Source organism: Dyadobacter tibetensis Y620-1, assembly GCF_000566685.1.
Classification (GTDB): Bacteria; Bacteroidota; Bacteroidia; order Cytophagales; family Spirosomataceae; genus Dyadobacter; species Dyadobacter tibetensis.
In genome coordinates this window covers 13,559-34,801 of sequence record NZ_AZQN01000001.1, presented here as the reverse complement: position 1 = coordinate 34,801, position 21,243 = coordinate 13,559, and the positions used below count along the sequence as shown (strand labels likewise).

11 protein-coding genes are annotated in these 21,243 nt (G+C 42.6%); 6 read left to right on the top strand and 5 right to left on the bottom strand.

Translation table 11 applies throughout. From position 1 onward, the window contains the following. Window positions 1–55: 55 nt before the first annotated feature. The 5 genes from X939_RS0100110 to X939_RS0100090 all read right to left on the bottom strand — a co-directional run bounded on the left by X939_RS0100110 (window position 56) and on the right by X939_RS0100090 (window position 10,270). A complete protein-coding gene (locus X939_RS0100110) occupies window positions 56–1,540 on the bottom strand; it encodes a RagB/SusD family nutrient uptake outer membrane protein (RefSeq protein WP_025761194.1) in 1,485 nt (494 codons plus the stop codon). 10 nt (window positions 1,541–1,550) lie between these two features. Further along, window positions 1,551–4,769: a SusC/RagA family TonB-linked outer membrane protein gene (locus X939_RS0100105; RefSeq protein WP_025761193.1), complete on the bottom strand. Its 3,219-nt coding sequence runs from the start codon at window positions 4,767–4,769 to the stop codon at window positions 1,551–1,553. 156 nt (window positions 4,770–4,925) lie between these two features. Then, window positions 4,926–7,442 (bottom strand): glycoside hydrolase family 2 protein, encoded by a 2,517-nt coding sequence (locus X939_RS0100100; RefSeq protein WP_025761192.1) that lies wholly within the window; start codon window positions 7,440–7,442, stop codon window positions 4,926–4,928. Window positions 7,443–7,821: 379 nt separating this feature from the next. Beyond that, window positions 7,822–8,682 (bottom strand): family 16 glycosylhydrolase, encoded by an 861-nt coding sequence (locus X939_RS0100095; RefSeq protein ID WP_025761191.1) that lies wholly within the window; start codon window positions 8,680–8,682, stop codon window positions 7,822–7,824. Window positions 8,683–9,415: 733 nt separating this feature from the next. Continuing rightward, window positions 9,416–10,270 (bottom strand): AraC family transcriptional regulator, encoded by an 855-nt coding sequence (locus X939_RS0100090; protein WP_025761190.1) that lies wholly within the window; start codon window positions 10,268–10,270, stop codon window positions 9,416–9,418. A 178-nt stretch (window positions 10,271–10,448) separates the two neighbouring features. On the opposite strand from X939_RS0100090, the gene X939_RS0100085 reads away from it, so the two are divergent. The 6 genes from X939_RS0100085 to X939_RS0100060 all read left to right on the top strand — a co-directional run bounded on the left by X939_RS0100085 (window position 10,449) and on the right by X939_RS0100060 (window position 21,202). After that, window positions 10,449–11,567 (top strand): NHL repeat-containing protein, encoded by a 1,119-nt coding sequence (locus X939_RS0100085; protein ID WP_025761189.1) that lies wholly within the window; start codon window positions 10,449–10,451, stop codon window positions 11,565–11,567. Further along, window positions 11,568–12,938: a c-type cytochrome domain-containing protein gene (locus tag X939_RS0100080; protein ID WP_025761187.1), complete on the top strand. Its 1,371-nt coding sequence runs from the start codon at window positions 11,568–11,570 to the stop codon at window positions 12,936–12,938. A 33-nt stretch (window positions 12,939–12,971) separates the two neighbouring features. Beyond that, entirely contained in the window at window positions 12,972–14,036 is a 1,065-nt protein-coding gene (locus X939_RS0100075) for an alpha-L-fucosidase (protein WP_025761186.1), read from the top strand. Between the two features lie 722 nt (window positions 14,037–14,758). After that, window positions 14,759–17,875 carry a SusC/RagA family TonB-linked outer membrane protein gene (locus tag X939_RS0100070; RefSeq protein WP_025761185.1) on the top strand — a complete coding sequence of 1,039 codons (3,117 nt, stop codon included), beginning with the start codon at window positions 14,759–14,761 and terminating at the stop codon, window positions 17,873–17,875. Window positions 17,876–17,890: 15 nt separating this feature from the next. Next, window positions 17,891–19,648 carry a RagB/SusD family nutrient uptake outer membrane protein gene (locus X939_RS0100065; RefSeq protein WP_229235896.1) on the top strand — a complete coding sequence of 586 codons (1,758 nt, stop codon included), beginning with the start codon at window positions 17,891–17,893 and terminating at the stop codon, window positions 19,646–19,648. Between the two features lie 39 nt (window positions 19,649–19,687). Next, entirely contained in the window at window positions 19,688–21,202 is a 1,515-nt protein-coding gene (locus X939_RS0100060; protein WP_025761183.1) for a carbohydrate binding domain-containing protein, read from the top strand. Window positions 21,203–21,243: the final 41 nt, after the last annotated feature.

The window sequence follows — 21,243 nt, the reverse complement described above, 5'->3', positions numbered from 1 at the left end:
GGTATAAAATTTCAGTAGTGCCCAGGTATTGATACTACTGAAATCTAATTAGTGATTAGTTATAACCATTATTTTGAACCAATGCTCCATCAGAGAGAATGATATCGGAAATTGGAAGTGGAAGTACCTCGTTAACTCCCTTTTTAAAACCTAGAGGACCTAGTATTTTTTCTGCACGACCCGTCCGAATCAAATCCCAATAGCGAAGACCTTCCCCGGCCAGCTCTACCCTTCGCTCATGATAAATGGCATCTAACAGCGCCTGACCCGTAACGGTACTTTTTATATCTGGGAGAACGGATGCAGGCTGGTTCCCACGCGCCCGGGTGCGTACCTTGTTTACATATTCCCTAGCCACCGACTCATTTCCCAGGGCATAATTGGCTTCAGCATACATCAGATATACGTCTGCCAAACGCAACACCCGATAATTATGAGGACCATTGGTTGGGACAGAACCAACTTTGGCATAGTCATATTTGCTATAGGGTGTATAGGAGTATTTACGATTAAAGATGCCAGTACCATAGGCCTGTCCCCCTACCAGATAGATTGATGCTTCTTTTCGTGGGTCACCTTCTTCGAACTCGTCCACCAGATTTTGTTTGAATTGACCAAATCCCCAACCGCCAATTGTTCGGGGACCTGCCGCCGTAGCGGTTAGATTCCCCTGCCCCTGCAACCAACCTGGATCATTGGAAGGGTAATAGTTGATTTCGAAAATCGAACCTACTCCCCACTCACCAGTGGGCTGATAGATACTACCAAAGTCATCGGCAAGGCGGTACTCTCCTAAGGCAAAAAGGGCATTGGCATATTGAACCACTTTTTCCATCTTATTCTGATAGGCACTTACGCGCACCATCATGCCTATGGCGGCTCCCTTATCTGCCCTTCCTACGTTCACACCGGTATTCTTGCTCTTCAAGGGAAGTAAGTCCATAGCGCTATTAAAATCCTTTTCTACAAATGCATACACTTCTTCCCTCGAAGCTCGGGAGAATTTACCATCAATAGGAAGCGTTCGATCGCCAATAGGAACCCCTCCATAAAGTTTTACTAAGTCAAAATGATAAAATGCCCTAAGGAAATGGGCCTCACCCAGGATTCTTTTCTTTAGCTCCTCCGACATATTGATACCTGGAATCTTCTCCAATACGATGTTGGCATAGTAGATCCCTTGATAATTAGCCTTCCAGCGCATGGCGAGGGTCGCGTTGGCAGAAGTTAGCTGATATGTTTCCTTTTCCAGCAGCCCCCCATTATCCTCCACATTTACACCTCCTTTTATGGCATCGTCGGTACCGACGTCCCCGACTACCAAATCGTTACGCCAACCCTGTCCCAGCTCACGTAAAGGGTAATAGGCAGCATTAATAGCCTGGATAGCATCCTGCTCAGTCTTGTAAAAGGTTTGCTCCACAGGCTCTCCATAGGGAGTCAGTTCTAATTTATCTGAACAGGAAAATGTGCCCAGAAAGAGCAAAACTATGGTACCTAAATGAAGGAAAGTACGGAGATTGATGATATTTTTTTTCATGATTCTAATTTCAAAATGATACGTTTAGACCAATAATAAATGCTCGAGCCTGGGGATAAGTACCACGATCCATTCCCAAATCTAAAGGAGAATTGGCTTGAGGGTCATTACCAATCTCGGGGTCAAGTCCGGCTTTATATCGAGTCCAGGTCAGCAGGTTTTGAGCCCCTAGGTAGATTCGCAGGTCGGACAAATAGATGCTTTTAAGCATTTCCGGCTTAAAATTGTATCCTAATTGAATATTTTTCAGACGAAAAAAGGATCCATCATGAACGAAACGTGAAGAGGGCATAACGTTTTGTCCATTATAAATTCGCGAAAGTCGTGGTATGGTATTGGACGTTCCGGGTCCTGTCCATCGATTCAGGATATCGGTCGTGGAATTGGTAGTAACATTTCCATTCATTGCGTAATCAACCAAGCTATAGATATCATTCCCCTGAGATCCCTGGAAAAGAGTACTCAGATCAAAATTCTTAAATTCTAGGCCTAGATTAATTCCATAGGTAGACTTGGGGAGCGGAGAACCGATAATGGTTCGGTCGCTTCCATCAATGGCTCCATCATTATTGATATCGACATATTTTACATCTCCAGGCTTGGCCGTAGGCTGACTGCTATTATCGATCTCGTCCTGGGTCTGGAATAGTCCGTCTGCCTTATAGCCAATAAATGAACCTACCGATCCGCCCACCTGGGTGATTCCAATGGGTGCATAATTAATAAGGCCCTTTACCTGAATGCTGTTGCCGGCAGGTCCTAAGTTTAAGACTTTATTACGGATAAAAGAGATGTTACCACCTAAATTTAGTTTCAGCGCTCCGAATTCTTTTCTATAATTTGCTGAAATTTCTAAACCATTATTTTTCATTTTCCCCGCATTCTGATATGGAGGCGTTACCAGACCGATTATGTCCACGATCGGAAGTCGCAAGATCATATCAGTGGTATATTTCACAAAATAATCGGCCGTTAGATTCAGTTGGTTCTGAAACAACCCCAGGTCCATCCCCACATTAGTAGACTTGACCGTTTCCCATTTGAGCTTGGGATTGCCTTGTGACTGTGGTGCGAGACCAGGATTCAATATCTCGGGGGAGCCAAAAGTTACATTACTTCCAGTTGCTATAGTCTGAAAGTATGCATAATCGGCAAAATTTTGATTTCCGATTTCCCCATAACCTCCTCTTAACTTGAGTAAATTAATCAATTTGGAGTTAAAAAACTTTTCATTGCTGATGTCCCATCCAGCGGCAAACGAAGGAAATAGCCCCCACTTATTGCTCGGTCCAAAACGAGAAGACCCATCCCTTCTTAAATTGGCAGTGATAAAATAACGACCTGAGTAATTATAATTAATCCTCCCAAAAAAGGATATCAGCTCCGATTGGTTTGCCGTACCACCATTGCTAGCCGATCCGATATTACCCGACCCCAGCGTGGGATTGGAAATACTGGTCGGAATATCGTTTCTTGAGGCCGTAATAAAATTATACTTATTCGACTGGGTTTCATATCCTAACATGGCATCTAGATGATGTGCATCAAACTGGCCGGAGTAGTTTAACGTACTTGTCCATACGTTATAGGTCGTAACCGCACGATTTGAGGAATAGGTATTGACTTTACGACTCTGATATCCAGAGGCGAAGTATGCTGGGAGGAAATTATCACCAAAATTCTCTCCTCTGGTGACCGCATAATTCGAACGTAGGAAAAGACCTTTACCCAGGTCTAACTTGATGAATCCGTTGGCGTAGAGGTAATTTTCGAATGACTCTGTCTTATTATAATTCATCTGTACCAATGGAGAGATGGAATTGGTTCTATATGGGCTAGTATTCGGACTTCCATCTTCCTTATAGATCGGGGTTACAGGATCCATGACATAGCCCTGATAAGCGAGCCGATTGTCAATTTCTATACCACTTTCCCCACCCGAACTAGTCCGGGAGGCATGTGAATAAGACAAGCTACTCCCTACCTCTATCCGATCGTTGAGATAATAATTATTATTACTACGGACACTTAAACGCTCGTATCCCGACGTTTTTATAATCCCTTCCTGTTTTAGCTGGTTGAGGGAAAGATAATATTTACCCTTCTCCGATCCTCCTGATACCGACAATTGATGATTCTGAATCACCCCATTCTGGTACGCCAATTTGGTCCAGTCATAACTAGGCAAGGCAGCAGGATTGGCAAGCTCCGGGTTGATGGCCAGACCATCGTTTAAAGTCGCCTCATTATATAAAGTCGCCCATTGGCTCGCATCGAGAACATCCAGTTTTTTCCAACTTTGCTGAATACCTATGCTTCCACTATAACTGATACGAGGCTTTCCATTGGCCCCTTGTTTGGTTGTAACCAGCACCACTCCATTAGCGGCTCGTGATCCATAAATGGCCGAAGCCGATGCATCCTTCAAGACATTAATACTTTCCACATCCTGCATGTTCAAACTCAGGATACTGCTAAGCGGCACTCCATCCACTACATACAGTGGGGACGAATTGCCCACAGTGCCTACCCCTCGGATCTTGACCGTGACTGCACTGCCTGGACTCCCTGAATTGGCTGTCACTGTAACCCCTGCCAGACGGCCCTGTAAAGCCTGATCGATACCTGGGGCCGTTGTCTTCACAATATCCTTCCCTGAAACGGTGGCTACCGAGCCCGTTACATCTGACTTCTTTTGTGTACCATAACCTATCACAACCACGTCTTCCAAGGTCTGCGTGTCTAAGGCCAGGGAGATCGAATAGTTTTTGGTAGTGCTTACATTAAGCTCTTGACTGACATATCCAACAAACGAGAATATCAGAATGGACTTCCCTTCCGGCATGTCCAATTTGTAGCTACCATCTACGCCACTGGTCGTCCCTACCTGGGTCCCCTTCACCAGAATACTAACTCCAGGCAGGCCCTCTCCTTTTTCATCCGTAACAATCCCTGAAATAAGTTGCAGATTTCGATTCTGCTCGGTACGCTTTAGTGGATATAAGGTGTTATCGGAAGTAGACCTGGTATGAGCCGGCGGAATACTTTCCCTATTTCCATTAACTGCTAATAACTTTTTTTGCCTGATTTCTAGGGCGGTTCTTTTCTCCAATAATTCTTTAGTGGGTGGGACAGCGGCTGACAGAACCCCAAAGGATAATATCACCAGCAGCAACTGAATCGCTGAATATCTGACCCATAGCATTAGGTACGAGTTGACCTTTTTCATATTTTTGAAATGATGTTTAATTGTATAAATGAACACGGAGTCACAGAGCATATGTTAGTACATACATCTGGACTTAAATACCAGCTGTGCTGCAAACACAGTTGGTATTTTACTTTCTAAGTTATTTTTCCATATATAAATGTTTAGTAGAATCTGCTATTTCGGTTCGAATCCTCTTGCCCTTGGAATATCTAAATCACTGTTGATTTTTTGCTCCCCTTCCCCCATCAGATCCGGGAAATATTCAAAATAATTACCCGCTCCATATTTGGAAATATGTTTTTTCATCGTTTTGCCCATTTCCTTAAATGTTCTAGACGCCTCCTGTTGATCCCCTATTAGAAATAAATAGTCGTTCGTGGATAGCTCCTGACCCTGATCTCCTATCAGTTTGAGCGTTACATAAAATTCAGAATTCACCTTATCAAGGAACTTTTCGTCCACTTCAATCATTTGCCTTGCGCTGTTTTCCTCTATGGTTCCCAACTTGTAGAGATGCTTATAAATCTGTTCTTTCCGATCATTTTTCACTTCAATTTCGACTGAAGTATTAGGGAAGTTTTTATAGTAATCGTTTACCACCCAGATCTCTCCCTTAAACAATTCTGTTGACTGCCAGCGTCGTTTGTTAAAATTAAGACTGACCAAAAGTGGCTGGTAAGCTTTTTTAACATAATCATAGGATCGTTTTGGCACCTGATAATTGTCCACTATTCCCCATTTCATATCAGGCCAATAAGTAATAAAATGACATAAGGAGATGCCGCTAAGCCGAGGCTTATTACGTCTGAAATGCTCTACTGACAACTGAAAGATAATGCCTTGTGCATCTTGGGTAGCGTTTACAAATTCATCCAGAGAGCCTGTTTTTTCACTCCCGAAGGCATCAAAATTCTGCATGCGCAACTTATCCAAATCAGCCCAATGATAGCCCCAACTTAGTCCTGGGGGCCACATTTCATTTTCGGGAATAAATTTCTTCAGACTTTCTACAGCAGGAACCGAGGTTATAGCCAGTTCGGGTACAATCGGATAATCTAAGGATTTGAACCAATCTTCCATAAGCCAATTACCCATATTATAGAAATAACCCAAAGCATGCACCGCCTCCTTTGGCTTAAAGCCTGCCTCCAGCGATGCTTCGTCCGTAAGTGGAGAATCCGGAACATAGGGCAGGTCCACATATTTCTGTAGGCTATCTCCAAATTGTTCCAGGAAAGCTCTGGTAAATTTAGGATCTCTGGTTCGGAGCATCATCTCTTCTCCCCCTTCCATCATGATGAGAGAAGGATGGTTTCTTCGTTCCTTAATTACCGAAATTCCTTCCTGAATAGCCTGGTTTAAAAAAGCCTTATCAGAGGGTATATTTCCGGTACCAAAAGGGATAACATCCTGCCAGACAGTGATCCCAGCCCGGTCGCAGAGTTCATAGAATTCAGGAATTTCTGGAGGGTGCCAGCCAAATATTCTAATGTTATTCATATTCGCCTTTTTCGCCAGGTCGATTAATTGAGCATATTCTGCAACCGAAGTGCGGCCCACAAATATATCCGGTGGCCCTCCCCAACAAGCAGAGCGAATGAAATGAACCTTACCATTAATAGTCGTAGTGCGGGGAAAACTGACTTCATCCCTGGTAAAACCTGGATTCCATTGCATCCTTACTTCGCGGATTCCAAAAGTAGTTTCGGCGAAATCATGACTGGAGCCCTGCTGGGTTATAGAGACTTTAGCTTTATAAAGGTTCTGCTCACCAAGATCCCATGGCCACCAGAGTTTAGCATCAGGAATTTCGAAACTCTGAATTACCTTATTTAGCCCGGGCTTCAACCGTATGGATGTGCTTTTACTATAAATCGCTGATTTGAAATTCTCTCCAGTAATTTCTCCTAAAGCAGTTATATGAAGCGGGCTGGTAGTAGTATTATTGATTTCCAATTCCAGGTTTACCGTGGCTTTGCCATCTTTGCGCAGAGTCGTTTTGGCATAGATGTCCTTGATACTACTAGCCCCTGTGCTGCGTAGTCTGATTGGCCGGGTGATACCAAAAGGGATTATATCTCTCCAATAATCTCCAAACCAGGGTGTTTTTCTCCCCGCTACAAGAGCATTGACCTTTGGAGGGGGATTTAGTCTGATCATCAGCATATTACTACTCTCCCGGGTTTTCTTAGATGAACGCAAATGAGCCGTTACGTCAAAGGAGAAAGATGAAAATGCTCCTTGATGCTGGCCTAAGTAATGACCATTAAGCCATATATCACAGCTGTAGTCTACACCTGCAAATTCTAATTCTACAAACTTATTTGCCAAGTCGTCGGTCACGTTAAATTGGGTAGCATACCACCATTCATATTGCCCAACCCACTGAGCTTTTGAGGCATTCCTGCCAAAATAAGGATCTTCAATAATCCCGTTCTTCCATAAATCGGTATATACATCCCCAGGCACCTGAGCGATATTCCATACCAAGGTTTCTATATCTTCTGGTGGCAGTTTATTCAAACCTTCTTTTTCACCCTGACCAGGGAGCATCATCTTCATCTTCCAACGGAACCCCGAGAGGTCGCGCACTACCTGCGTCTCTCCCTCTTTAAAGCTACTGGTTTGAGGCTGCGCTATGACCGAAATGCACCAGCAAAGTACTGATATGAGTAAAAGAATTTTTCTCATTTTAATATAATTGGTTAAAAATTGAATACTACCTCCATTGTAGTATTATACCCGAAATACCTTTTCTTCAGCTTGCATATCCGGGTCATCGGAATAGTACCTCCTACTTTATGACCATACGAAAGGACCTGTTTTAATATATATATGATCCGAGTGGGCGATTAATCGGCGACACATCATGGAGTATTCTGTGAGCCGTCCTGCCAGCCCCCGAGGCATGGCCCTTTCCCTTGGACAGGCTTTTGTGTCCATATCTCTGGCTGATCTCGTTTGTAATACTTGCAAAATTCTGATATTTAACATTGAATACCCTTATAAAGGATATTCAATGAGATCTTAGGACCTATTAGCTTTAAATAATCCTTAAATGGAAATATGCTTAATTTATCCAACTCTTTACATCGACCGGCACCAGTTTATAGCTTCGTACCCAATCATAATAGGTGACATTTTTGGTCTTATCCGCCAATTCCTCTGGTGTAGGAGGCGTTTCCCAATTATAAGTTTCTGTAACTAAATGCATATACATTGGTGTATCAAAGGGTGTTTTACTCTCGGTAGTATCAGGCTTAATAGTAAAAGCATATTGGCCGTTATAGTAAAAATCCAAAGTATTAGCATCCTTCCACCAACAACCAAAAACATGAAACATACTGTCAGCGGCGGCAACTAGGTCTGTTTCTCCTGGCGTTGATAAGGTTTCCATTTTATTACCCTCACAATCAGTTCTAAAAATATGAGCGTTAGATTTCATTTTATATTTGAATGCGGCGAATTTCTTGGCTCCTCCTATGGCTTCTACTATGTCTAATTCTTGCTGAATAGTCTTACAACCAACCTGATGACGTGGCGCCTTTAACCAAAATGTTGACGACATTGACACACCAGAAGCCTTCATCCGGGCTTCATAATAACCAAAAGAGGCGTCACTGCTTCTAGAAGCTACGGCTCCTCCCGTGAGATTGTACACACCCTCCGCCGGATCCAGAACCTCATTTTTAATCTGTAACATACCATCCTTTACAGAGACATTTTCGGCTCTGAAATCAGCAGGTGGACGGCCGTTTTTCCAATAGGGAGAGCGATCGTGCCATTTATTGGCGTCTAACTTCTCTCCATTGAACTCATCAGAAAATGCCTCATTTTTTACCCATTTAAACCCTTTGGGTGGTGCTGGCTGCGCCACGGCCATTGAAAAGATCCCGAAATGCATTACCAAACTTAAAATTTTTCTAGACATACATGGTTTTATTTAATTTTAAAACAAAATTATTCAATCCATAACTATGACAGAATGAGTCGTTTGGCATAAAACAATACTATAATAGCATTCCAGTTGTTCATAATTCATAAATCAAAATTCAGTACTCTATCCGCCTTTCCCTTTGCCTCCTGAGACTTTTGCTCGTTTGCAGGCCAGAACTTATCAAATTATCCAAACAAAAGATGAACGTATAGTGCTAATAGTTAATCCTAAACCTTTAGATATCCTATTTGCCTTTCTTCTATTCGGAACTTCCGTTTTATCCATATTATTATAATATTCATTTCCAATTCACTTTCGGTTCGCATAAAATTGTCTCTCCTTTTTGCACTCAGCAAATATGAAATTATTTAGGGATAAAGCTGTAAAATATCAACTAGACAAAAACTGAACATCGAGAAAAATTAATCCTATCTATTTCTTTTTCAACCATTTATATAAATTTCAACCACTTTAAAATATATCCTATGTTGTACAGTTCAAGCCAAATATTTCATATTAGGGCTTAAAACAAAACCTTAAATAATACCTGTTCAACTTTAGATAAGCCAATAAAACCAGCTAATCGCTTATAGGGAATAAATATTAATCTGGCTCTGATCCATATCCCAAACCCATGTATATGATATAAAATCCAATTCCTACCGATAGCAAGTATACGTAAAATACATAATAGTGATTCCTCCCTGTGAAATCAAGTGGTGAAGTATCATACCTCCGGCGACTGGTTTCTATATTGACCTACACTCAAACCGGTATACCTTTTAAATATTTTGGCAAAATAAGGGCGATTCGGAAATCCAGTCAGCTCAGCAATCTCGTCATGCGTAGCTTCCGAAAACAATAGTAGATATTGAGCTTTTTGAATCCGAAGCTGATGGATGTAAGGAATGGGTCTTTGACCTACCAGCTCATAAAAAATACGGCTGAAATAATCCGGATTAAGATGGGCCAGGGAAGCCAGGTAAGCTACTGACAGTTCCTGATCCAGATTTTTGTGGATATATTGCAGAGCCTTAGATATTCTATTATCGTTACTCGTATCGGTGGTCTCGGCCAAAATGGTTCCCGTCATAAACCGAGCTAACAACTGTTGTAGAATGGCCTGAGTTTCCATTCTTCTTAACTGATAGGTCTCATCCCGACTTACCTGTACCTCCGAAAGTGTAGAAGGTCTTTCGGAAGGCAACTTACTGTCCGGATTAATTTCTAATATTCTATTGATTAGGGCAATGTCCAAATCCGTTGCCTTCCGTTCGTGAATAATCCTATAAATAGATTTGACGGAAACTCCCTGAGCCATTTCCTCCTCAAAATGTATATATAATTGATGAAGGAAATCGGTACATTCATAATGAGATAATTGAAAATCTGGGATCAGGTACAGGAAGCCCGATCTCAGATTCAATTCAGTACCAGCAAAATGCACAGTACCGCTTCCCCCTTTAATGTAATAAAGTCGGTAAAAAGGACTCATAACGTTGAAATAACTCCAGCTAATATCCAGGGTTACCTCGGCTGTATTGAGCAAATTGAAGCGATTATTGGCAATAAGTGCATGCATTGCTGTATCATTAATAAGTGTTGGGAGGAATAAATATCTTTATCCTGAGGGTCTGTTGTAGGATTTGTATACAAATTTATACAATATGGATAATTTTAACAAAATATAGACCTATATCTTTGTAGTCATCTTGAATCCTTCCCAATAACCAACAGTTTTTTACGAACCTCATTATTCCATGAGTCCAAGAAGAGATTTCCTTAAAAAGGCAGCCCTGTTATTGGGCACCTCGGCAACTACTCCCTTTGAAGCCATCTATCCCATTACCAGGAATAGCCACCCTTTACCTGAGGAGGCCGTCATCGGCCATGGAGACTATCAGTACAAGGTAGACAAGGCTTGGGGCAAAATTAGTCCCAATACCACCCCCCTATTCAACTGTCATGAAATGATACAGGATAGCTCAGGCCGCCTAATAATGCTTGGGGACCATACCCATAATAATATACTTATTTTTGACAAATCTGGAAAGCTACTCGACAGCTGGGGTAATGCCTTTCCTGGGGGGCATGGACTTTCCCTGGGCCTCGACGATGCTGGAGATGATTTTTTATTAATAACGGATTGTGGCTGGTACCAGGATAGAACCGGTAAATGGGGCAAACAGCAGGGACAGGTGGTTCAGACAACAACTGACGGCAAGATTCGAATGACCATTGGCCATCCTAAAACTATAGGAATATATCCTCCAGATGCACCATTTATGCCTACAGAAACGGCCGTGGCCCCGAATGGCGATATATATGTAGCTGATGGTTATGGGAGTGATTATATCATTCAATATGACCAGCAAGGGCGCTATATCCGACACTTTGGAGGGCACCAGAATAGCGATAAGGAATATAACTTACATAATGCGCATGGTGTAACTGTGGATCTGAGGGATCCCTCATCGCCAAAACTAATCTGTACTTCCAGAGCGGAAAACTGCTTCAAAGTTTTCAGCTTAGACGGAAAATTTCTGGAGCGAATCGATCTACCCGGAATGCATGTGTGCAGAGCCGTTATTAAAGGAAACACCTTATATGCAGGAGTATGCTGGAGCAAAGATAAGGCAGGGAATACCGATTATGGAGATTCAGGATTTGTCACTATACTTAACGCTCAAAACAAAGTAGTAAGCAACCCCGGAGGTATGCCTCCGCGTTATGAGCACGGTAAGTTACTCCCCACTTTGCAAGACAAAAATGGTACCTTCCAGCATGGCCACGATGTCTGCGTGGACGATGAGGAGAACCTGTACATATGTCAGTGGAAAGCCAATTATACCCCACCTGTAAAGTTAACGCGCATATAGATGGATTATATAGATATACTATCTTTTATTGGCCGCCTACATCCCTTATTGGTACACCTGCCCATTGGTTTTATTTTACTGGCAGCCATTTTCGACTGGTCTTCGTACTGGTCACGTTACGCTTATTTAAAGGTAGCCTCTTCCGCAACCCTGCTACTGGGAGCATTTTCTGCTATAATTGCTAGTGTTTTAGGCTGGATGCTCTCCTGGTCTGGAGGTTACGACGACATTTATCTGAACAATCATATGTTTTCAGGTTTAAGCTTATGCCTCCTAAGCATTTTGCTATATCTGGTACATCTGGCAATGGAAAGACAATGGATTAAAGTACCTAAAAAATCAGTCTCCATAAGTTATATCTTGTTGGTAGGACTCTTGTCATATGTGGGTCACCAAGGAGGAAACCTTACACATGGAGCGGAGTATCTGGCCTTTAGCCAACTTAATACTTCGAAAATAGAAACACCTGATACTATAGAAGAAGTGGCGGTTTATGCTCATATGGTAGCTCCTGTTCTTCAAAAACGTTGCCAGTCATGTCATCAAGATGGAAAATTGAAGGGCGAACTGAACATGAAGAATTATACCGAACTCTTGAGAGGGGGCAAGCATGGACCTTCATTTACTCCTGGAAAACCGGAGCAAAGTGAACTCTTCAAGCGTATTACATTGGACCCGGATCACGAAAAGTTTATGCCCACAGAAGGCAAAACCCCATTGACCGCCCATGAAGTAGCCCTCATTGAATGGTGGATTGAGCATGCATCCCATGAGGAAAATATTTTGTTAACCTCCGTTAAAGGATATGAGGCCATGTTACCAATGATAACGAATGTACCAGGCCTCCCAAATACTGAAAATAATGCAGGAAGTTCCACAAGCGAGTACCATATCTCGGGCATACCGAAACAGCTGGACACGACATTCCTGCGGGAGGCTATTAGTAAAGGTTTCGAAATCAGGACGGTCAGCCATAACCCCGTTTTGCTGGATATATCGTACCATCCGGGACAAAAGCAGCAGTCACCTGATCTTAAGTCGCTTCAAGGCCTGGCTTTGCATATCGTTAGTCTCCAACTATCTGACCTAGCACTTAAGGATGAGCATATTGCCCCTATCCCAAATTTTAAAAACCTTAATCAACTAAATCTGGGAAAAAATGATCTGACCGATCAAAGCATGAAGGTAATAAACAGATTAGAGCATCTTAAAACCTTGAATCTCTATGGCAATCCAATCTCGGGAGAGGGTCTCAGCCAGTTAAAAGAGCTGCCAAATCTGAAAAAAGTATATGTCTGGCAGACCAATGCCAATCATCATGAAATATCGGCATTTCAGCGGGACAGCATCCATATAGAATTTATTTTTTAAAAAAATCACCTTAAATTATTCATTTCCAAGCTCATGAAGATTATTATACTAAGTAGCCTCCTTCTATTAGGCACCACCTACATGGGAGTAGCGCAAAAGCAGGAACATTCTGATACTGAAAGGAAAATCGAAGATGGCGCCCAGCGCTTGACTAAGTCACAAATCCAAAAGTGGGAATCTTTGGGCTATGGCATGTTCATACATTTTGGAATGAGCACCTATGACGGCGTCGAAATGTCCCAAGGATTGCTTCCGGCCTCCGATTTTAATCCAACCAAGCTGGATGTAGAGCAGTGGGTAAGGACGGCAGCGGAAGCTGGAATGAAGTATGCGGTTCTGACCGCCAAACATGTTAGTGGATTTTGCTTATGGCCCACAAAATACAATGAATACAATGTCCGCAACAGCCCAGTTAAAATAGATATTGTGAAAGAATTTGTTACTCAGTGCCGAAAATACGGGTTGATGCCTGGATTATATTACTGCTCCTGGGATAACAAAAATTTATCTGGCAGCAAGACTCCTCCTGCTCACACTACCTTTGGTCAGGCATATACCACCAAAGCCTACCGTGATTTCCAGTGGAAGCAATTAGAGGAACTGTGCACCCTGTATGGGGAAATAGGAGAAGTTTGGATTGACATACCTTCTTTCTTGCCACGAGACTATCGTAACGACCTCTATAACCAAATATTAAAGTGGCAGCCCAACACGATCATAACCTTTAATAATGGACACGGCGATGGCACCACGCTGAAAACCCATTCCACCTGGCCCACCGATCTACTGGAGATGGAAAGACAGCTTCCGGACGGAAATTTTATGAGTAAAAAATCGAAATATGAACCCTGGAAAACGGTAGATGGCAAGCACTATTATTTGCCCGGAGAAATGAATCTTCCAATTGGCAACGAGTGGTTTTTTGTGGAAGGTGATTTACCTAAGTCTGATGAGGAATTGTTAGGCATGTACCTAATCAATAAATCGCGGGGAGCAAATTTCTTATTGAACGTGCCCCCAAATAAAGAGGGGTTAATCCCCGATATGTATGTCGAAGCCCTGCAAAGATTAAAAGCCAATATTGACCGATTAAAATAAATTTTATATAACCCAAAGGAAATTCCTTCCTAAAATACCTTCCTGGAGAGAAACCAGCTAAGGTCTAGAAATAGGCTTGGCTGGTTTTTTAATTTTCATACTGCTGGAGTCGGACGTAATACTATTTTGCTTCAAATTAAAGGGCTAATGTCAGTACACGCAATTACTGCCCAACTGCTTCCTCCACTCCCCTATGACATAAGCCCTGATATAGACATTATAACTTTCATTTACAGAAGGTTACCTCAACCTAATGCTATCTCAATGCTTTAATCAAATTTTAAACTGTTGGTATTCTTAGACACCATCTTCCACGGAATCAGGAATTTCATTCAATTTTTTTCCGAAGTTGTACTAATCTCATTCAGATTTTACTTATAAAATCCAATATTATACTCTCTTCCTCCTATCAATGCTAATTTAATACCACCTTATGCCAATTTGATTATGGTATGATGTAGTTAATAATTTCAAATTTGTATTGTAGAATCCAGCTCAGAACGAAAGTCTTATAAACCCAAGGATTGATAACAGGCACTCCAGGTGCCTCACGACCTCATCATAAACACGCGCTATGACCTGCGACTGTTTGGCCCGGACTCTGGTGCATTTCACAATTTTACTCCATTATCAATACATAATCTATTTCCCAATTATCAATAATAAAGACATGAGAACAAAACCGTATAGAATCATAAGTATCACTGTAAACATCCAATCGTATGACTAAAATAATTACAAAAATCAGTCGGTTATTATTAGCTGGCTTTTTCATCACCTTACTACAGATCGGTATCGGCTTCGCCCAGGGTGTATCGGTCAGTGGCAAGGTCACTGGAGAAGATGGGGGGCCGATTCCCGGGGCCACCATCATCGTAAAAGGCACGCAAAATGGAACTACTACAAATGCGGAAGGGGAATACAAGATCTCTGCCCCTGCCAAAGGCACTCTTATGGTATCTTTTGTGGGTTATATTACCACCGGAGTACCCATAGACGGAAAATCCAAACTGGATATCGTTTTAAAAGAGGACGCGATTGAACTCCAGGAAGTGATAACTGTAGGGTACGGCACCCAGAAAAAAAAGGAGGTGACCGGAGCAGTAGTACAGATTGATAATGAAGTGTTATCAAAGTCTTCAACAGCAGATCTTGGTACTGCCCTTCAGGGGCAAATCGCCGGTGTTTCCGTACAGGCAAGTTCTGGAAGTCCTGGATCAGGGTCCAATATACAAATTCGGGGTATTAGCTCTGTAACAGGGGCCAACGAACCGCTTTATGTTGTCGATGGCATCCCATATAGCGGCGATCCTAAACTCAGTATATCAGAAATAGAAACAATCGACGTGCTAAAGGATGCTGCATCAGCATCTATTTATGGTACAAGAGGTGCCGGCGGCGTAATCCTCATTACCACCAAACAGGGTAAGGCGGGAGCCATGAAAGTATCTTTAGATGGATATTATGGTATCCAGAGTATTACCTCAGGTGTACCACGCACCAATTTTGAAGAGAATATTTATGTGGAATTCCTACTTAAAAAGAATTTGAATGGAACACATTATGGAAACACCTGGACCTCTCTGGAATCCAATCGTTATGGGTTTACCAATAACAGTGATTTAAATGATGTGATTCAGAATGACAATGCGCCCATTCAGAATTATAGTCTCAATGTTTCGGGAGGGAAGCAAGACCTTAGTTACAGTATCAATGCCAATTACTTCGGTCAGAAGGGTATGATCATCAACTCGGGTTATGATAGATTTAACGTACGTGCCAACACAAATTACACTAAAAACAAATGGACCATACGTACCAGTCTAGGAATTCGTACCGAGGACCAACAGTATGAGCCCTGGGGCTTATTGGCAGAGGTCTTTCGCTATAAGCCTTATCAGCAAATGCTCGACCCCAATGTAAACACCATACAGGACGCTGGAAATAATGGAAGCAATGAAGCAGTGGCTATGGGTTATCTCACGGCGCGCATCAAACAAAAAGACAGAAGAAAAGGTGGTCAGTTTAACGGAAATATTCAGGCTGAATATAAGATCACTAATAATCTTAAATTCATGAGTCGTTTTGGTGGCTCCAATACCTTCAATACCAGAGCTCGGATTAACCCTTTATTTGTTACTTACGACAATCTTGGTGTAAGACAACCTGAGCAAGTAAGGTCGGGAGTCCGGAATACCAGCGACCGAGGGAGTAGCTTCGCATTTGAAAATACCTTAAGCTTTAATAAGAGCTATGGAAGCCACAACCTCAATGTATTTGCAGGTATTACCATGGAATCTTATAAATACAGTTCATTTTTCGCCGAGAAATTCGACCTGATCAGTAACGATATTACGGTTATAAATGGTGGCACGCTAGACCCAAATGCCGGTTCGGGCACGGGATGGAACCAAGACCGAACCAATTCATTAATTGGCTTGCTCGGACGGGCACAATATAACTATAAGGGCAAGTATATGCTCAGCCTAAGCGCCAGACAGGATGGTTCTTCTCGTTTCTCGCAAAAGTATCGCTGGGGGCTTTTCCCATCATTGTCGGCGGGCTGGAACGTTTCTGATGAAGAATTCTTCAAGCCTTTAGCCAATACCATAAACAATCTGCGAATCCGTGCAAGCCAAGGTACCACAGGTAACCAAAACTTTTTGGATTATAGTAATGCTGCTACTATTTCCTTAGGGAAGGATTATGCCTTCGGAATGAATGGAAACGAGGTGCTCGGATTGGGCGCTATTCAGACCAGTTTCGCCAATAGAAATGTAAAGTGGGAGACTACCGTTCAGAGCAATATCGGTTTGGACATGGCCTTTTTCAACAACCGTTTCACTTTCTCAGCAGACATTTATAATACCAATAAAAAGGATATGCTATTCCCATTATTGGTTCCGCCATCCACTGGCGCGGGCTCCGGTTCTACCGTAATCCTGAACGTAGGAGATATGAACAATAAGGGCTTAGAGCTAGCAGCAGGGTTCCGCCAGTCGGGAGAGTTTTCCTGGTCTACCAACGCTACCTTCTCTAAAAATGTAAATAAAATCACAAAAATGGCAGGCTCCAATAAGGTCAATTATCTTTCCGGAGGCTCAATTGACAATAAGGACCGGGTAACAGTAATTAAGGAAGGATATATAGCGGGTGCCTTTATGGTAATGCCTACCAACGGAATAATCAGAACTCAAGAGGAGTTGGATGCTTATAAGACCTTGGTTCCTACTGCCCGAATTGGCGATTTGCGTTATATAGATGCCCTTACCATCGATACGGATGGGGATGGCATTCCAGACAAAGGCGACAATCTTCTCAACGAAAATGACCGCGTTTTCGCAGGTAGCGGCACCCCTGATTTTGAAATTGGGTTGAACCTGAATGCGAGCTATAAAAATTTCGATCTTTCTATGCAATGGTTTGGTGCTTTTGGTGCCGAAATTATCAATGGAAGCAAAATACAGGCCTATAACTACGGGACGCATAAGGATCTGGTTTATCAATATTCACCACAAAACCCTGACTCCAATATCCCTACCTATTTAGGAGGAAGCCATGTTAACGCCCGGGGCTGGTCGGATTATTGGATTGAAGACGGCACCTATGTGCGATTAAGGAATGTAAGCCTAGGCTACAATATCCCTAAGAAGGCGATTAAGAAATTAGGCCTTAATAATATGCGCGTGTACGTCGCCTCACAAAACCCAATTACCCTTACCAAATACACAGGCTTCGACCCTGAAGTGGGAGGCGATGGGCTACAATCCAGAGGAATTGACCGAGGAAATTACCCCGTTAGCTCACAGTATCGGGTAGGGTTCTCATTGGATTTCTAAGCATTAAAAACTATCATGATGAAAAAATCGATATTTAAATATATGACATTGGGCCTTTTGGCCGTAAGCCAGTTGGGATGTAATAACTTCCTTGAGGAGGTTAACCCTAATGAGATGTCTACGGACAGTTTTTGGAAAACCCTGGACGATGCGGATGCTGGATTAATTTCGGTATATAATGCCTTTAAGAACCAGAATGTCCTAGCAATTGGTGACGAAAATAACCGAAGTGATATGACCTATCCGGGTTGGGGAAGACCCAACACTTCAAACGAATATTATCTGCAGAATTTCAATAATGGATCTTCTACACCCAATAATAAATGGGATGCACTGTATAAGGGCATTTTCCGTGCCAATCAAGTAATAGCAGCAATTGACCTGCTAATGCCTGCTCAAAAAGATGCCGCCTCCATTAAGAGGGCTACTATAATTAAGGCCCAGGCGCATTTTTTCAGAGGGCTCTTTTATTCTTATCTGCATAGTTCCTTTAATGGAGGAAGCGTACCGATATTCGACTTTGTCCCGCAAGATGAAAGTGAATTCTATCAACCACTTCAATCAGCACAAAAGGTTCAGGATTTTTTCAGAGCAGATATGGAATTTGCTCTGGCCAACTTACCTTTTAAGTGGACTGCCAACAAGGATCTTGGTCGGGTTACCGCAGGCGCCGCCTCTGCAGTGCTGGGCATGAGCTATCTTTATGATAAGAATTACGACAAAGCCGCCACCTACTTTAAAGATGTGATCACTAACACCAATTATGGTTATGCTTTAACTCCAAATATCGGCGACAACTTTACCAGTGCGAATGAATTCAATTCCGAATCGATCTTAGAAATCAGTTATAGCCTTGCCTTTAAAGCAGAGCAAAATCCATATGCGGAAGAGCAGGTTTCCAATAATCTTAATTTTATGGTTAGCCCAGTGGGCGGATATAGAGCTATTTATCCAAGCTCATGGCTGATCATGGCTTATAAGCAGGAGGTGATGGACACCAACGACGAGCGGAACTATGTCATTGATAGCAAAGGGGTACGTCGCTTGAGAAGCTATTCTCTGCGGACCTCCTACTCCATAGCTTTACCCGACGATATGGACACTAAATATTACCAACTTACTCCCGCTCAGGCCACCCTATTCAATAATGGAGAAACAGCTTATTTCCGAAAATATTCCAATTGGGATATTGTTAAAAATGAAAAAGATATACAGCCGACCCTCCGCTCAGGGGCTAATGTACGTGTCATTCGTCTGGCAGATATTTATCTGATGTATGCTGAATGCCTGATTAAAGGGGGAACCGACGAAGCAGGAGTCGAGGACGCTATACGGTATGTGAATAAGGTACGCAGACGATCAGCGTTACGTTTGTTGGGCACAGCTGCTCAGAGCGAATATCCTGCCTCAAGTCATGACGGAGTAGCCTATACGGCAACCACCCTGATGGATCATTTGATGTACATCGAACGGCCGCTGGAGCTAAGTATTGAAGGGCATGCTACGCGGGTGATCGATTTGCGCCGCTGGGGTATTACCAAAAAGCGTTTTCAGGAGTTAGCCACAAAAAAATACTATGGGGAACATTATAAATATACGGATATCAATGGGAAAGAAGGAACACGCTGGGCGAGTGTGTTAACAGAAGGTACTAAGGCCACTTATGTAGAAATTACCGACTATACTCAAGCGGCCAAAAATTACGTGGAGGCCGCTCATGCCTACTGGCCTTTACCTAATAATGAACTCCTAACCAATCCCGACGTAAAGTAAATCTTGAACAAGAAATTCCGTCCTAAAATATTGAAGACAATGAAAAAAAATATAACCACCCTACTACTGGCATTCGTCACCTTACTGGTGGGATGCTCCAGGGAATATGTAGAACCCAGCAGCTTTTCAGATGTGGGCTGGTATACCAGCAACTTCACGCAACAAACATTTAAAATCGGCATCGACGACTTCATTTCTTTTACGGATGTCTCTCAAAACACCCTGACCCATACCTGGGAAATTAGTGAAGGGAATCATTTCCTTGAAGGTGTCATCACACGAAGAGACACGGTTCTTGAAAAATTCATAAAAAAGGATGCTGGCTTGGTCTCCTCTGATCCTACCGTTCATGTGTATTTCAAAAAGGGAGGGATACAAACTGTAAGGCTTAGAAATACCTTTCCAGATTCAGTGACCTTCAGAGGGTTGGACACGCTTCATTCGGTTAAAGAAGGTAATGTCTGGGTGATCGACAAGACCTTTATGGTGGATGTATACGATACCATTGTACCCCAGATAGAAATCAGACAAGACGGTGTGGTTCGCCCACTTTCCAAAGATACCATCTTTGTAGAGGCTGGAGGTAAATTGGAGTTTGTCGACCTAACTACAATCGGTAGACCCGATACGCGTCGCTGGACTATTGGAAGCATTTCAAGCACAGATTCGGTAGCTTCTATAGCTTTCAATTCCTTGGGTGTTTTTAATGCTACTTTTAATTCCAGCCGTACCGGACTAAATATTCCTCCCGATGGTGATTTTATTAAAATCCCCAACCCAATCAAGGTGATTAAGTCTTCAAAACCATTCGTTCTTACCGGTGCCATTCGGGAGCTGGAGAATGAGACTATACAAGTCCCCTTCAACGGAGAGTTTGCTGCTTTTTCCAATAAAGTGAATTTTGTTGAGGTAAAAGTGAATGGACAAGCCTTCAAGGTTCAATCCGTATTGGCAAACAAAACTAATTTGGACATTAAGCTCGTCGAAAAAATATACCGTCCCGATGTCATAACCGTTAGTTTGTTGCCCGGAAGTGGTATGAAGTCGGTAGACGAAAGAGAAGTCCAGCCCTTCTCCAACCAACCCGTGATCATGCATGATGTCAATCTGCTTCCTGCATCCGTTTATGGATTTGAAGGAGCGGGCACAGGATGGGTACCCTATAGCACCAATACCGCCTCATACGAATTTACCACGGCTAAGGCTGCCAGCGGAAGCTATAGCCTTAAAGTGGATGTTACTTCGGGAGCTGGAGGGTTTACCAGTGAAAAGGCGCCATTTAGCCTCAAAAACGGAGTTACCTATGTATATAGCTATAAGGTATGGATCGACGCCAATTCTCCTGCCAAATCGCTTAATACCTGGATACTCCCCAACTGGCAGCAGTTCTGGACCAGCATAGCCAATGTGAAAACAGGTAAATGGGAAACTATTACACGAGAAATCAAATACGAAGGAGATCCCAATGGGAGATACTTGTATATTCACCTTCCTGAGGCAGGCTCCTACTACTTCGACGACTTCTATCTGGTAGAAAAAGAAGTAAGGCCATAAGCCAACCTATCTAAATATACCCCCCTGATTGTACCCTTCGA